The organism is Neorhizobium phenanthreniclasticum (assembly GCF_040066075.1).
GTDB lineage: Bacteria > Pseudomonadota > Alphaproteobacteria > Rhizobiales > Rhizobiaceae > Neorhizobium > Neorhizobium petrolearium.
The window spans coordinates 379,611-392,297 of record NZ_JBEAAL010000003.1; the positions used below are offsets into that span (position 1 = coordinate 379,611).

Here is a 12,687-nt window from a genome sequence, read left to right on the forward strand (position 1 = left end):
TTGAACGGACTGATGAATGCCATTCGCGATCATTCGGACATCGAGGCAGGCCTCGATGCGCTTGTCCGTCTCGACCCGCGGCTTGGGGCGGTCGTCGAGGCCTCGGGTCCGGTGCCGCTGCGTCTCAGCAGGCCCGGTTTCGAAGGCCTTGCCTCGATCATCGTATCCCAAATGGTATCGAGAGCGAGCGCGGAAGCGATCTGGAGGCGAATCACTGCGGCGGGGCCCGTAACGGCGGCCGATTATGCAGCGCTTTCCCCGGATGTTGTTGCGACATTCGGCCTCTCACGGGCAAAGGCGGCGGCGCTTCTCAATCTTTCCACAGCTATTTCGGAAGGGCGTTTCGATCTCGATTCCATCGGCAAGTTCGAAACAGCGGAAGCGATCCGGCGGATAACCGCGCTTCCCGGCATCGGCCCGTGGACGGCGGAAGTCTATCTGATGTTCTGCAGCGGTCATCGGGATATCTTTCCTGCCGGTGACGTGGCGTTGCAGGCGGCGGTCGCGCATGCCTTTGGCCTGGAGGCTCGTCCCTTGGCCAAGAGCCTGGCGTCCATGGCGGAAATCTGGAGCCCGTGGCGATCGGTCGCGGCGCGGCTTTTCTGGGCTTACTACGCGGCGAAAATGCGTCGCACCGTCACGCCTCTGGTGTGAAGGCGGGGTCGAGTTATCTCACTGCATTTATTGGGCTTCACAATCCTGTAACAACAGACCTAATATAGAAAGTACAGATGCCGAATCGGGTAGGAGCGTCACTTGACGATTGCAGTCTCCCCGCAGGCCCTGCCGGCGCTCGTGCTGAACGCTGACTACCGGCCGCTGAGTTATTATCCCTTGTCGCTGTGGTCCTGGCAGGACGCGATCAAGGCGGTTTTCCTCGACCGGGTGAACATCATCGCGGAATACGAACAGTCGGTCTGCTCGCCGAGTTTCTCGATGAGACTGCCGAGCGTCGTCAGCCTCAAGACTTACGTCCAGCCGACCCGCAACCCGGCCTTTACCCGGTTCAACGTCTTCCTGCGCGACAAGTTCGAGTGCCAGTATTGCGGCGAGCATGATGACCTGACTTTCGATCACGTCATCCCGCGCGCCCATGGCGGCGAAACGACCTGGGAGAATGTCGTGGCGGCCTGTTCGCCCTGCAACCTCAGGAAGGGCAGCAAGCTGCCGAAGCAGGCCGGCATGTTCCCGCACCAGAAGCCCTATCAGCCGACGGTGCAGGACCTGCACAACAACGGCAGGCTCTTCCCGCCGAACTATCTGCATGAAAGCTGGATGGACTATCTCTACTGGGATACGGAACTGCAGCCGTAACCCAGGCATCGTCGAAGGCTGTTCAGGCGGCCTTTTTCGCACCGATAAAGGCTATGGCTGCCAGCATCACGCTGGCGATGACGTTCCACCCCGCAAAGGACAAGCCCAGAACGCGGAGCGCCGCTTCCGTGCAGGAGGGGCCATGCACCGCGTTGAGATCCGACAGGAGGTTGCCGGCATTGGTGGTCACGCCGGCGCCGCCTCCGCAGCTTGCTGGGCCCTCCCAGAAGCCCCATTCGACGCCCGAGTGATAGACGCCCATGCCGGCGCCGACGAGCATCATCACGCCGATGGCGACGAGCAGCGCACGGGTGACCCAGGCGGGCAGGCCGATTGCGGCGGCGACAATGGCGAGAATGCCGACCGGAATACCGTAATAGTAGGGGTCGCGCTGCAGCAGGCAGAGGGCACAGGGAATATAGCCGCCGATATACTGGAAGGCGAGCGCGCCACCCACGGTCGCGGCCATGCCGAGCGTGACGAGAACGGCGTAGCCGATACCGGCGCGGGAGCCAGGGGTGGAAGCTGTCAGCGCCATTGCGCTCTTCTCCTGTTTCATTCCTGGCTCACTTAGAGCAGATCAAGCAGGGCTGTAAATGATTGTGGGCGAGACACATCGTCTCCATTCCGGCACTTTTTCGTGAGTTTGCGGAGGATTTGTGGTGTTATTTCTCCAAAAGAAGGCTATCCGGAAATAGCGCGACGATCGGCGATCGGTTCCCGGCTGCAAGCCGCAGCCATGCACTCGGTAAAGATAAAATTCATGTTCAAGACGGATGTCTGCATAGTTTCAGCCCGACGGCCGGATCTGCTCTCCGATACCCTTTCGAGCCTGTCACAACGGATTTTCAGCAACCTCGATCTTGTCAACGTCTACATGAACCTTGACCCGATCTTCGGCGATGCCAAGGATCACGAGGCCTGTGTTTCGCTGTTCCGGGGCCATTTTCCGACGGGCGTGCTTTTTGAGCCGGAGGCTCCCGGATTCGCCAATGCAGTCCGGAGACTGTGGCTGGCGACAACTGCCGATTTCGTCATGCATTTCGAGGACGATTGGGTTGCCTTGACTGACATCGGTGAGGAAGCCTTCGAACCCTTTTCCGACCCTACTGTCGCGCAGGTCTCCTTCCATACGGAGGAGAAGAATTGGGACGTCAAGAAAAACGGACATCTTCATCGGAAGAACGAATACTTCAGGCTTGCCGGCGTGAAGCTTCCGAAATTTACGCACAGGCCGATCTTTACGACCTCGCCGTCGATCCTGAGAGGTCCCTTTGCCCGCGCATGTGCGGGGCTTATGGACGTGACAAAAGATCCGGAAAAGCAATTCTATTCAGATGTCAACCTGCCCCTTCAGGCCTATGTCTGCAAATACGACAACTATATTTTTTCCCCTCAGAACAAACCGGTGATCAAGGACATCGGCCGGAATTGGAGAGAGGAAAAAGGGATCAAAAAGATCATCAGGGACTCCAGCTCTTTCTGGGAAGCCAGCTAATCGATACGTTCGGCCCTTTCTGTTTTCGAGTGCATGACCTGAAATACGGCAACCAAGTATTTGTTGATATTGTTGCATCATTGATCTTCGCCGTAGCGCAGATTGACAACAGAGGGAAAATAGTCAGAACCGCTTGCGTAAGGCGGGAATAGGTATCGGAGTGCTAGTTGAAGAGAGATGCAGTCCCTTTGGAAGTGGTGGTTGTGAACCTGGAGCGGTCATGGGAGCGGCGCCAGCAAATGACGGCCCTCTTAACGCCGCTCGGCCTTTCATTCAGCTTTTTTCAAGCGGTTGATGGTAAAGCTGCCCACCATCCTCTTTTTGACCGGGCCGATCAGAAGCTCGCTGAAATCCGCAGAGGGTTCACCCTGAACCCCGGTGAACTTGGATGTTTCGCCAGCCATTACCTTCTCTGGCAGCGCTGTGTTCAAGACAATCGACCGCTGCTTATTTTCGAGGATGATGTCGCGATCAACGACGGCTTCCTTGAAGCCTACAGGTTGGCTTCGGAACGGATCAGCCGTTGCGGCCTCATTCGCTTTTCCGGGCACAAAGAGAGAGCCTACACGCTCCAAGAAACGATTGACGATCAGTGGAGCATCGTGCGCTTCTTCAAGGGGCCGCATGGCACCTCTTGCTATGCGGTTTCACCGAAGGCCGCGGCGCGGTTGATCGCAACAGCTTCCGTCTGGTTCGAGCCGGTCGATTGCCATCTCGATCGGTTCTGGACACATGGCGTCAATTCTCTTGCAATCTTTCCGTATCCGGTAAGGCATGCTGCGGACACGGAGGAGCAGTCTGAGATCTGGCAGGGTACCAAACGGGCGCCGAAGTCGCGGCGCTTTCGTCGCTGGAGGGCCTTGTATCGCGCGCGGGACGACGTTGGGCGGTTTCTTGCCAATCTGCCCTATTCGTGGCGCAAATCCTTCTGACTGCGGGTTCAACGACATGCCGGCGCTGCAGGCGGGCAAACCAAACGACGAGATCTATGCCCATGGCCGTTATCGCACATATCGTCGGTGGACTTGGCAACCAGATGTTCCAGTATGCCATGGGCCGATCGCTATCCATCGCGACCAATCAGGAACTGAAACTCGATCTTACCTCGATGGAAAAATACACCCGTCGGCGGTTTGCGCTCGGCCAATTCGATATCAAGGCGACTGCAGCCGCTTCTCGGGATCTGCCTGCAACTCGCAAGCGGTCGAGCGTCGTCCGCCGGATGCAGCAAATATGGAGATCTCGAAGCCCGGGTCGGCATGTCGTGGAAAAAGGGCAGGCTTTTGATCCTGAGGTGCTGGGCCTGACGGGCCCGGTTTATCTGGAAGGGTATTGGCAAAGCGAAAAATACTTTTCCGCCATCTCGGACACGATCCGCCGCGACTTCAACCTTGCCTCTCCATTCACCCCTCCACGGGCGGCCGTTCTTAACAGGATCAAGAGTTCAAATGCGGTGTCCGTCCATGTCCGGCGGGGCGATTATGTCACCAACCCTCATGCAAATGCAGTGCATGGGACGTTGGAGCCTTCTTGGTATCAAGGTGCGATGTCTCGCATGGCGGAGCGGATGGGCGATGTGACCTTTTTTGTCTTCTCGGATGACCCTGCCTGGGCGCGGGCCAATTTGCCTGAAACCTGGCCGGTCATATTCATTGAGCCCCAGGATGATGATCTGGATGCGCAGGACATGCATTTGATGGCTGCCTGCCGCAACCACATCATTGCCAACAGCACCTTCAGCTGGTGGGGGGCATGGCTCAATCCCGAGCCTGCAAAGCACGTGATAGCACCTTTGAACTGGTTCAAATCCGCGGCTCATATCGAAAAGGACCTCGTGCCTGCGGACTGGGAGCGTTTATGATGCGCCGTATACTGGCTGGAACGGGCTGCGTTTTGCAGGCGGGTGCTCCATGATACGTGCCGGATTTATCTCAAGTTCTCCAAATTGGGACTGGCTACGTCAGTTTCCCGATTCAGTTCCCGAGTGGGATGGAGTCCGGTTCGACTTTTCCGGCAATACTGAAGCCTGCGATGTCATATTCGTCTATGATGGCTTGCCGACGAAGGTCATCACTGCGGCTGCCGGATATCGAGTGTTCGTTGCTTCCGAGCCGCGGGCCATCAAGGCTTATGATCCGCGTTTCCTCTCGCAGTTCGACATGGTGCTGACTACTGATCCGCAGACAGTCCATCCGAATTTCAGACTTTCTCAAATCGGATTGCCGTGGCTCGTCGGCGGCTGGAATTCCGATGGTTCCATTCGTCAAAGGGGGATGTGTTTTGACGAATTTGAGAACTGGCGCCCAGCCAAAACAAAACTTGCGTCCATCGTTTCCTCCAATAAAGCTTATGCAGAAGGGCATCGTAGCAGGCTAACATTCGTACAGCGTGTCAGAGAATATTTTGGCAACGAGATAGATTTTTATGGGCGTGGAGTTAACAGCTTTGCGGATAAATTAGAAGTCCTGGCGCCCTATCGATATCATATCGCCATTGAGAATTCGACATATAATCACTATTGGACAGAAAAATTGTCAGATCCATTCTTGGCGATGACTTATCCAATTTATTATGGTGCGCCAAATATTATTGATTACTTTCCAACCGGTGCTTTGACGTCGATTAATATCTTGGACATTGAGGGTGCGATCGGCAAAATAAAGAAGATCATCGAATCGGATCTGGCTGAGCGCGCAATTCCCATCCTGGAAGAAGCTCGTCGTCTGGTGCTGTACGAGAACAACCTCTTTGCGATCCTCGCGGAGGTCGCTAAGGACGTGGCAAAGATGGGTGCGCTCCAGAGAGGAAGTCATGGCGCTTTTCTCGAGGCTGAACAGGTCTATACGTCTTCCCGCGGAGCTAAACTTGCGAATTCGGCAAAAAAACAAGCGCGTAAGATTTTCAGTTTTCTGAATCGTGATCGCTTCTGACTTCTTGCCGGCAGCAGAAATCCGTTGCGATGTCGACTTTGAGAGCGACAAGATCGCTGCCGCCTCAGGCAGACATCTACAAAGGCTAAAGATGAAGATTCGACTTTTTAAGAGAAGAAACGACCGACGGTTCGATGTTACGACTGAGGTTCGCCCATCCAGTCGCGTCAGCCGAGACTCGAATGTCGGCAGGTATTGCTACATAGGGGAGCGATGCGACATCACGAAGAGCGAAATTGGAAACTATGTCTCGATAGCAAATAACGTAACTGTAGGTGCGGGAGAACACTATGTTTACGAGATTTCTACAAATAGTATTTTTTACCGCAATCCCTATGCCGAGCTGACCAGCGGAGAATGTTCCATAGGACACGACGCTTGGATTGGCGTCGACGCAATAGTCCGCAGGGGAGTTAAGATTGGTATAGGCGCGGTTGTCGGCGCAAATTCTTTTGTCAACTCAGATGTCCCTGATTTTGGGATCGTTGCCGGCTCCCCTGCAAAACTTATCCGCTATCGGTTCGAGGAAGCTCAAAGAGGGATGATACTTGATAGCCGCTGGTGGGAGGCGGACTTGAATGAAGCCAGGATCATCATTTCAGATTTGAAGGCCCGCATGTCTACCCAGCTTGGCTAGCCACGATAGACAATGACTGGGGCCTGTTGCCATAAATGGCCGATCCAACCCGGATTTTCTGAAGACAAAGCTCAAAAAACAGAAAATGGTGCCCCGTGCCGGAATCGAACCAGCACTCCTTTCGGAACCTGATTTTGAGTCAGGCGCGTCTACCAATTCCGCCAACGGGGCACTTTGGTAACGGCAAGCGCTCTAGCACGGGGCTGCAAGCCGATGCAAGAATGAAGTGCCGGTTACCATGTCGAAAGACTGTGACAAGTCCGATACTGCCTTGCAGCATGTTCCCGATAGCCCATTGCGTTAACAGGCTTCCGCACCCTTAGGTCCCCCCGGCGGTCCTCTTGTGCTTCAAGTTTCGAACATGTTAGCTGGTGCAGCAAAATGAGAAACATTGCCCATGAAACTGCCTGCCGGCGCCTCCTATGAGGACCTCATCCGCGATTTCGCCTGGGAGATTCCGTCCAGGTTCAATATGGGCGAAGTGGTCAGCGACGCCTGGGCCGCGGAGCATCCAGACAGCATCTGTCTTGAGCATTTCAGCCCGAACGGCCGACATCTGGCGCTGACCTATGGCGCGCTTTCGGGGCGGTCTGCGTCGCTCGCCAACGCCTTCCTGTCGCTCGGTTTGAAGCGTGGCGACCGGATCGCGCTTCTCCTGCCGCAGAGCTTCGAGACAGTCATTTCCCATGTGGCAATCTACAAGATGGGCGGTATCGCGCTGCCGCTCGCATTGCTTTTCGGTGCCGAGGCGCTGGAATACCGGTTGAAGGCATCGGGTGCTGCGGCCATCGTCACCAATGTCTTCGGTCTCGCGCGGCTTGCCGATATCCGGAACAAGCTGCCGGATCTCAGGCATGTGATCGTCACCGAGGATGTGCCGGCTGGGGAAGGCTTGGTCTCGTTCGACACGCTGATTTCCGCTCATCCGCCGCTTTTCGATGTAGTCGAGACCGGTCCCAACGATCCCGCGCTGATGATCTTCACGTCCGGCACGACCGGTCCGCCGAAAGCGGCGCTGCACGGTCACCGGGTGCTCGCCGGCCATATTCCCGGCTTCCAGCTCGGCCATGAATTCGCGCCGCAGGAAGGCGACAGGATCTGGACGCCGTCCGACTGGGCCTGGGCCGGCGGCCTGCTCAACGTGCTGATGCCGGCGCTGATGCTCGGAATACCGGTCGTCTCGTCGCCGGCGCAGAAATTCGACGCCGACATGGCCTTCCGCATCATGGCGGAGATGGGGGTGCGCAATGCCTTCATTCCGCCGACGGCGTTGCGGCTGATGAAATCGGTGGAGAAGCCGCTCGAAAAATACGATCTGAAACTTCGGACGATCGCCTCGGCCGGAGAGGCGCTCGGGCGCGAGACCTATGACTGGGCGAAATCGGCACTGGGATTGACGGTCAACGAATTGTTCGGCCAGACGGAATGCAATTTCGTTCTGGGATCGGCGGCCAATCTCGGCGTCTCGCGCGGTGGTGCGATCGGGCGCGCCGTGCCCGGCCACCATGTGGCTATCGTCGATGAGAAGGGTATCGAGGTGCCGGTCGGCAAAATGGGCCAGATCGCCATCCGCCGACCCGATCCGGTGATGTTCCTCGGCTACTGGAACGACGAAGCCGCAACGAAGGCCAAGTTCGTCGGAGACTGGCTGATGACCGGCGATCTCGGCCGGCAGGATGAATATGGCTACGTGGAATTCGTCGGCCGTGACGACGACGTCATTACTTCATCCGGTTACCGCATCGGTCCGAGCGAGATCGAGGACTGTCTGACGGGCCATCCGGCCGTGAGGCTGGCGGCCGCCGTCGGAAAGCCCGATCCGGTCCGCACCGAAATCATCAAGGCCTATATCGTTGTTTCCCCCGGCTACAGCCCAAGCGACGCGCTTGCCGCGGAAATCCGCGAATGGGTGAAGACGCGCCTCTCTATGCACGAATATCCGCGCGAGATCGCCTTCGTCGACGACATTCCGCTGACGACTACCGGCAAGGTCATCCGCCGACTGCTGCGCGAGAAGGCGGCCGCGGAATAGATTTCAGTCTCCGCGGCCGGCGATCGACAGGATCTTCTCTCTCAGGATACGGGCCATGTTGCGGGTGTTGCGATAGCGGTGAAGCTGGGCGGCCACCTGACGCACGTCGCGGTCGCCGTTCTGGTTGAGCCCGATGACCAGAGTGCCCATTTCCTCGCGCTCTTCCCAGAACCGGCTCATGATCGGATGGTCCGGTACGGCGCAGCTATCGGTACGCATGATGTTGGCATCTTCCAGATGCCATTCGGTGAGCTTGATCATCAGGAGCTTGCCTGGCGAGTAGGAGGCAAAATCCTCGTCATAGGCCGTCTTCCAGGTATAGGCCTCGCCGGCCATGACGAAGACGATGAGCGAGGCAATGGCGCGGCCGTCGAAATCGACGGTATGGATACGCACCGCGTCGACCTCGGCAAGGTTGGTGATCGCCTCGCGGGCGAAGGCCGAACGGTATCGGTCGTTGATGAGCGCCGAGCGGCGCCGACCCTTCCAGCCCTTGGCTTCGAGCAGAAGGAACTCTTCCATGCGCAACCGGACCTCTTCCGGCTGGCGCGCGACGGAATAGGCGAGCTTCCCCTTGGTTTCCAGTTTGCGCCAGAGGCGGCGCATCTCACGCACGTGATGCGGGGAGATCGCGTGCTTCAGGTAGGTCTCGCCGTCAGCCAAGCTCTCCAGCATCGGTCTCTGGAACGGATCGGTCACGGTGACCGGCAGGTTCCGGCTGATGGCGACCGCCTTGGCAAGCTGCGCGAAGCGGCCGTTGAGCCGCACGTCCGGCAGCACGAGCACGGAAGGAAGCCGCGCCTCCCGCAGGGCCAGAGCTTCCAGGAGGTTGTCGATCGTCTCGGCCGCATCTTCGGCATCGACGAGCGGGGTGCCGAGCGGGCCGAACGGGTTTGCCCAGGTGCGGATGATCGACGCGCCGATCGAGAATCCGGGTCTTTCGATCGTAAAGGGCATCAGCAGCCGGAGCCGGCTGCGGTTGTTGCTCTCGTCGCGGATCAGCGCCAGGTGCACCTGCTTGTCATCGACGCGCGGCATCGCGGGGGCCAGCAGCCGGGCCGAGAAGAAGATGTTCGGTTCCATGGCGCGGTTCGACAGGAATTCGAGCTCTTCCTGCAGATCGTAGCCGAGCGCTGCGGGATAGAGGCAGAGCTCGCGCCCCGGGCGGCCGACACGCAGGCGGGTATCGGCATCGGGACGTTCGGTACGGAAAGTCCGGATTGCGGAAAGCCCACCGCTGCCATTGCCTTCGAATTCGCCGCTGATCGGAGGTTGGGCCATGATCATGATGCCTTTGAAGGAACGGAGGTCATGGGGCCGGCGAAGGCGAAGAGCACGATGCCGAGCGTCCGGCGGACGGCAACATGCAGCAGGATGGCCTCGACCATCATCGCGGCGGCTGTCGCCATGGCGGCCCCGGTGAGGCCGAGCAGCGGGATCAGCACTATGTTGAGGCCGATGCTCACCGCAAGGGTTGCGGCGTAGAGCAACACGCAGAGGTTCTGGCGACCGGCCATGCTGAGCAGCACTTCGCCGGGACCGACCATCGATTTGGCGAGAATACCGGCGAACAGGATCGCCATCAGCGGGTATCCGGCCGTGAAGCCGGGGCCGAAGAGCGAGAGCAGCATTTCGCCGGCTGCAAGGGCGCAAAGGCCGATCGCAAGCGACGGCCAGAAGCTCCAGCGGGTGGTCTGGCCGGCAAAGGCGGCGAGTGCGGTCATGTCCTCCTCAGCCATGATCGCGGAAAAGCGGGGGCCGGCGGCGGCCTTGATCGAGAAATAGACGAACTGGACCAGCACGATGGTCTTGGCGGCGGCATAATAGATGCCGACCTGATCCGGCGGCAGGTAAAGGCCGACAACCACGACATCGGCATTGGTCAGCAGGAAGCCGATGCCGTCGACCAGGAAAAGCGGCAGCGAATAGCGGAACCAGGCAGCCGTCTCGAACTTCCCCGGGCCGGTGCCGTATTCCCGGCGCAGCCGCAATGTCAGGCGCAGGAGCTGCGAAAGCGTCGTGACATAGGTTGCGGCAAGTGCCGCCTGCATGGCAGTGACAGCCGTGTGCGGCGCGCCGAGCCAGAGAGCGAGAAGCATGAAGGCAAGAATCAGCGTGGGCCGGATCAGATAGGTGGGGCTCAGCGCCGTCGCTGTCCAACCGTTCGAGCGCGCGGTTCCGTCCAGCACGTCTCCCAGCGCAATCATCGGTATGGTGAAAAATGAGAGCGCGACCGGAATGAGGTAATAGGGTTCGATCCTCTCGCCGAATATATACAGGAAAAGAAAGCCGAGGCCCGCGACCGTGCTCGCCGAGGCAAGCGCCACGAGGCGGACAGCGAGGTTGAGGCCGCGCACCGTCGCCATCTCGCCCCGCGCTTTGTGCTGGTGCAGGAAGCGGATGACGGAGGTGTGGAAGCCGAGGCAGGACAGGTTGCCGGCGAGCACGACCAGAACCCAGACGAAAGCGAAGATGCCGTATTCGAATTCGCCCATCAGGCGGGCAAGAACGATCTGCGAGACGAAGGCGATGGCGGCACTGGCGACACGGATGACGAAGGCGGTGAGTGCCTGCCGCTGGGCGCGGCTCGTTTCGTTGTCATCCGTGATGATCGCGTCGAGCTTGCGTGTCAGCGGGGCGAGCCGGGCACGCAAGCCAGGCGGAAGCAATCTCTCCGCTGTTTCGATAACCGCCATGATGGGCACGCAATACTCGTAACGACGACGGGAACAATGGCGGAAAGTGTTGCCACAGCAGGGTTAAGAAAGGGTTCGCCGGGCCGTCAAAGTATTCACGATCTTCCGCTCGGGTCGCGGCTTTCGACCCGGCCGGCCGCAGGGCTGTAGCCGATCAATGCAAGCGCCAGCGCGGCGACAACGAGCCCGGTGGCGATGGCAAAGGCCGATCGCATGCCCGTGGCTACGGCCCCGGGAGAGGCGGTGCCAATATCTGCGCCGGTGGTGGCGGCAAATACCGCCCCCATGACCGAAGCGCCGGTCGTGAGGCCGAGATTGCGGGACAGGTTGAGCATGCCCGAAATCACGCCCCTCTCCCCGGAGTGGATATCGGCCATAACGGCCGTGTTGTTGGCCGCCTGGAAGAGTGCATAGCCCATCGTCGTGACGATGACCGGGAGAAGATAGCCTGGGATGCGGTACGTTGCCGGCAGGGTTGCGAGCAGGCAGACCCCGGCAGCCATGCCGGTCAGCCCGATGATGGTCGCCGAGCGTGCGCCGAAACGATCGGTGATGCGGCCGGCCGGGATGCCCGTCAGCGCCGAAACGACCGGCCCGGCCGAAAGTACGAGCCCCACCCCGGCCGCATCGAGGCCAAGTGCGTGCGACAGATAGAAAGGACCGACCACCAGCGTCGTCATGATGACCGCCGAAATAATCGCGCTCATCGCCAGGCCAGAGCTCAGAGCGGCATTGCGCAGCATCGACAAGCGCAGCAGCGGTGACCGGGTTTTCGCTTCGGCGAGAACGAAGAGGCCAAGCCCGGCGAACGCTGCCACGAGCAGCCCGACATTGAGGGGGCCGAAGCGACCTTTGCCCATGGTCATCGCCAGGGCGTAGGCCGCGAGTGTTGCGGCAAGCAGAAGTGTTCCCGTGCCGTCGAAGCCCGGGTGCGGTTCGGATCTTTCCTTGTGGTCATCGGGCAGATGCCGACGAATGAGAAGAATGGCTGTGACGCCGACCGGCACATTGACAAGGAAGATCGCCGGCCAGCCTGCCGTCGCGATGAGGATGCCGCCGAGAGAAGGCCCGAGAGCCGTTCCGACGGCCGACATGGTTCCGAGCAATCCCATCGCGCTGCCGGTTTTCGCTTTCGGCACGATATCCGCGACAGACGCCATGGCAAGCGCCATCATGATGGCGGCGCCAGCGCCCTGCGCCGCACGGGCGGCGATCAGAATGACGAGTGTGGGAGCGGTGCCGCAGAGGATCGAGGCGATGGTGAACAGCGCGATTCCGGAGAGAAGAAGCCGGCGTCTGCCAATCATGTCGCCTAGCCTGCCGGCGCCGACGATGAGCGTCGTGATGGAGAGGAGATAGGCCAGCAGCACCCATTGCACGTCCTGGAAGGAGGCAGAGAACGCCTGCGCGAGCGTCGGCAGGGCGACATTCGCGCTGCTCGTGCCGAGCGACGACAACAAGATCGAGAGCGACAGAGCGGCAAGCGCCTTCCGGCTCGTAGGAATATTTTCTGCCGTGCCCGTCGCGGGGTTCGGTGTTGCGGCGTTCGGTGTGGTGGTCGGTGACATCTCCAAGGCTCC

The 12,687-nt window shown here is 59.3% G+C and carries 12 protein-coding genes and 1 tRNA gene; 8 read left to right on the forward strand and 5 right to left on the reverse strand.

The window, feature by feature from the left end; translation table 11 throughout:
- Window positions 1–12: 12 nt before the first annotated feature.
- Window positions 13–654 (forward strand): DNA-3-methyladenine glycosylase family protein, encoded by a 642-nt coding sequence (locus tag ABK249_RS07945; protein ID WP_407721639.1) that lies wholly within the window; start codon window positions 13–15, stop codon window positions 652–654.
- 102 nt (window positions 655–756) lie between these two features.
- Window positions 757–1,314: an HNH endonuclease gene (locus ABK249_RS07950; RefSeq protein WP_037157127.1), complete on the forward strand. Its 558-nt coding sequence runs from the start codon at window positions 757–759 to the stop codon at window positions 1,312–1,314.
- A gap of 22 nt (window positions 1,315–1,336) precedes the next feature.
- Here ABK249_RS07950 and ABK249_RS07955 read toward each other — a convergent pair whose 3' ends face one another.
- A complete protein-coding gene (locus ABK249_RS07955; protein ID WP_227704251.1) occupies window positions 1,337–1,852 on the reverse strand; it encodes a disulfide bond formation protein B in 516 nt (171 codons plus the stop codon).
- 225 nt (window positions 1,853–2,077) lie between these two features.
- Here ABK249_RS07955 and ABK249_RS07960 point away from each other — a divergent pair, with 225 nt between their 5' ends.
- The 5 genes from ABK249_RS07960 (at window position 2,078) to ABK249_RS07980 (ending at window position 6,379) form a co-directional block, all read left to right on the forward strand.
- Entirely contained in the window at window positions 2,078–2,812 is a 735-nt protein-coding gene (locus ABK249_RS07960; protein WP_227704250.1) for a hypothetical protein, read from the forward strand.
- 167 nt (window positions 2,813–2,979) lie between these two features.
- Window positions 2,980–3,744, forward strand: a complete 765-nt coding sequence (locus ABK249_RS07965; protein WP_227704249.1) for a glycosyltransferase family 25 protein — start codon at window positions 2,980–2,982, stop codon at window positions 3,742–3,744.
- Window positions 3,745–3,806: 62 nt separating this feature from the next.
- Window positions 3,807–4,673 (forward strand): alpha-1,2-fucosyltransferase, encoded by an 867-nt coding sequence (locus ABK249_RS07970; RefSeq protein WP_227704248.1) that lies wholly within the window; start codon window positions 3,807–3,809, stop codon window positions 4,671–4,673.
- A 49-nt stretch (window positions 4,674–4,722) separates the two neighbouring features.
- Window positions 4,723–5,742 carry a glycosyltransferase family 10 domain-containing protein gene (locus ABK249_RS07975; protein ID WP_227704247.1) on the forward strand — a complete coding sequence of 340 codons (1,020 nt, stop codon included), beginning with the start codon at window positions 4,723–4,725 and terminating at the stop codon, window positions 5,740–5,742.
- A 91-nt stretch (window positions 5,743–5,833) separates the two neighbouring features.
- Window positions 5,834–6,379, forward strand: a complete 546-nt coding sequence (locus ABK249_RS07980) for a CatB-related O-acetyltransferase (RefSeq protein ID WP_227704246.1) — start codon at window positions 5,834–5,836, stop codon at window positions 6,377–6,379.
- Window positions 6,380–6,465: 86 nt separating this feature from the next.
- Here the strand turns inward: ABK249_RS07980 and ABK249_RS07985 are convergent.
- Window positions 6,466–6,550: transfer RNA gene (locus ABK249_RS07985), tRNA-Leu, on the reverse strand.
- A 226-nt stretch (window positions 6,551–6,776) separates the two neighbouring features.
- On the opposite strand from ABK249_RS07985, the gene ABK249_RS07990 reads away from it, so the two are divergent.
- Entirely contained in the window at window positions 6,777–8,411 is a 1,635-nt protein-coding gene (locus tag ABK249_RS07990) for an AMP-binding protein (RefSeq protein WP_227704245.1), read from the forward strand.
- Between the two features lie 3 nt (window positions 8,412–8,414).
- Here ABK249_RS07990 and ABK249_RS07995 read toward each other — a convergent pair whose 3' ends face one another.
- From ABK249_RS07995 to ABK249_RS08005, 3 genes are all read right to left on the reverse strand, one after another.
- Window positions 8,415–9,695, reverse strand: a complete 1,281-nt coding sequence (locus ABK249_RS07995) for a GNAT family N-acetyltransferase (protein WP_407722145.1) — start codon at window positions 9,693–9,695, stop codon at window positions 8,415–8,417.
- Entirely contained in the window at window positions 9,695–11,107 is a 1,413-nt protein-coding gene (locus tag ABK249_RS08000; RefSeq protein ID WP_227704244.1) for a lipopolysaccharide biosynthesis protein, read from the reverse strand. The genes ABK249_RS07995 and ABK249_RS08000 overlap by 1 nt, the downstream gene beginning before the upstream one ends.
- A 95-nt stretch (window positions 11,108–11,202) precedes the next feature.
- On the reverse strand, window positions 11,203–12,675 hold the full coding sequence (locus ABK249_RS08005; RefSeq protein ID WP_227704243.1) for an MFS transporter: 1,473 nt from the start codon (window positions 12,673–12,675) through the stop codon (window positions 11,203–11,205).
- Window positions 12,676–12,687 lie beyond the last annotated feature (12 nt).

Bases quoted from the DNA above. Each gene is read 5' to 3' on its own strand.
- ABK249_RS08005 (WP_227704243.1), bottom strand. From the start codon at position 12,675: ATGTCACCGACCACCACACCGAACGCCGCAACACCGAACCCCGCGACG.
- ABK249_RS07990 (WP_227704245.1), top strand. From the start codon at position 6,777: ATGAAACTGCCTGCCGGCGCCTCCTATGAGGACCTCATCCGCGATTTC.
- ABK249_RS07970 (WP_227704248.1), top strand. From the start codon at position 3,807: ATGGCCGTTATCGCACATATCGTCGGTGGACTTGGCAACCAGATGTTC.
- ABK249_RS07955 (WP_227704251.1), bottom strand. From the start codon at position 1,852: ATGGCGCTGACAGCTTCCACCCCTGGCTCCCGCGCCGGTATCGGCTAC.
- ABK249_RS07960 (WP_227704250.1), top strand. From the start codon at position 2,078: ATGTTCAAGACGGATGTCTGCATAGTTTCAGCCCGACGGCCGGATCTG.
- ABK249_RS07945 (WP_407721639.1), top strand. From the start codon at position 13: ATGAATGCCATTCGCGATCATTCGGACATCGAGGCAGGCCTCGATGCG.
- ABK249_RS07975 (WP_227704247.1), top strand. From the start codon at position 4,723: ATGATACGTGCCGGATTTATCTCAAGTTCTCCAAATTGGGACTGGCTA.
- ABK249_RS08000 (WP_227704244.1), bottom strand. From the start codon at position 11,107: ATGGCGGTTATCGAAACAGCGGAGAGATTGCTTCCGCCTGGCTTGCGT.
- ABK249_RS07980 (WP_227704246.1), top strand. From the start codon at position 5,834: ATGAAGATTCGACTTTTTAAGAGAAGAAACGACCGACGGTTCGATGTT.